The sequence below is a fragment of the Ideonella sp. P3_A4 genome, from assembly GCF_056403075.1.
The window spans coordinates 1-1,284 of sequence record NZ_JBFUGE010001080.1 but is presented as its reverse complement, the minus strand read 5'-3'; the positions used below and the strand labels follow the sequence as shown (position 1 = coordinate 1,284).

The 1,284-nt window shown below is 63.2% G+C and carries 1 protein-coding gene and 1 pseudogene; both read right to left on the bottom strand.

The annotated features are described in order from the left end of the window. Positions 1–538: pseudogene (locus AC1DYI_RS36010) on the bottom strand (leucyl aminopeptidase); the annotation flags it as partial. Between the two features lie 421 nt (positions 539–959). Further along, on the bottom strand, positions 960–1,284 hold a 325-nt coding region (locus AC1DYI_RS36005), incomplete at its 5' end, for a M28 family peptidase (protein ID WP_477208879.1).

The window sequence follows — 1,284 nt, the reverse complement described above, 5'->3', positions numbered from 1 at the left end:
TCGAGTCGAGGTGGCCACCGATCACGACGATCTTGCCGGGGTTGGTGGTGCCCTTGATCTCCAGGATCACCGATTTCTGCGGCCACGAGTGCGTGAACTGCTTGACCGTCACGTCGGTGCGGTTGCCGGCCAGCGCTTTCCAGGTCTGCACCAGCTGGTCGCTGGCCGACACGCCGCCGGTGGTGTTGTAGTAGCGGTTCTTGTAGTCGGTCGACAGGTGCACGATGGTCGAGCGGATGTTGCTCTCCTGCACCTGCGGCAGCAGCGGGTTGACCTCTGCGTCGTTGTCGATGATGTAGTTCACCAACGGCTTCGCGGCCCGTGTCGCCGCATCGTGAAAGCGCGCCACGGCCTCGCGGCCTTCGGCGCGGCTGGCATGGAGCATGAAGCCCCCGCAGCGATTGAGCTTCTCGTGGATCTCGCTCGACAGGGGCAATAGCGCCTCTTCATCGACCTGCATCAGGTAAACCAACTCGTTGCGCTGGCCGATGCGGCCATCGGCCAACGGCGCACGGATCGCCACCGAGAACGGYTCCACCTGYTCCARCTCGGCGCCGGMGYGGCGCAACARGCGGTAGGMRTCTTCRCCCATCGARGCCCAGACCATCGGGCCGGCYTGRGCGGATGCAACAARACAKGTCGCCAAGGTGCTGGACACCAGGGCTGCGCGGYGTAGTTTCATTCGTGTCTCCTTGTCACTGGATAGGTCAGTCAAAGGGGCCGGGTGCGCCTTGCGATCGGTCCCGCAGAAGGCTGCGGCGACATTACTGGGTTTGCCGTTGGCGGATATCCCCAAGTCGCTCGAACTACATCGTTATTGACGCTCTGTTGCACACCGTCGGTGGACCGCCACAGAACGCCGGCGCGGAGGGACCAAAGAAAAAGGCACCGGGGTTGCCGGTGCCCAAGATTCWGACCCTCGCGCCGCGCGCGCCAGGGTCCTCCGGGGCCTCAAGCCCCTACTTGCCGTCGCTGCCCAGCTCCACCAGGTAGGCCAGCGCCAGCTTGGCGAACTTCAGCGCGTGGTTGGCGTTGTTGCCCGACTTCGCGATCGTGTCGTTGCTGGTGTGGATGTTCTTGTTGTCATTGGCCAGCGGCGCTTCGAACGGGAACGACGCGACATAGCCCTTGTTGGTCCACGAGGCGTGGTCCGAGCAGGCGTAGCCGCAACGGTCTTCGTTGACCTTCAGCTCTGGCAGGTAGTGGGCCGCCAGGTTCTTGACGAACGTGTTCTGGGCTGCATTGGTGTAGTCGGTGATCATCGTGATGTCACTCATGTCACTC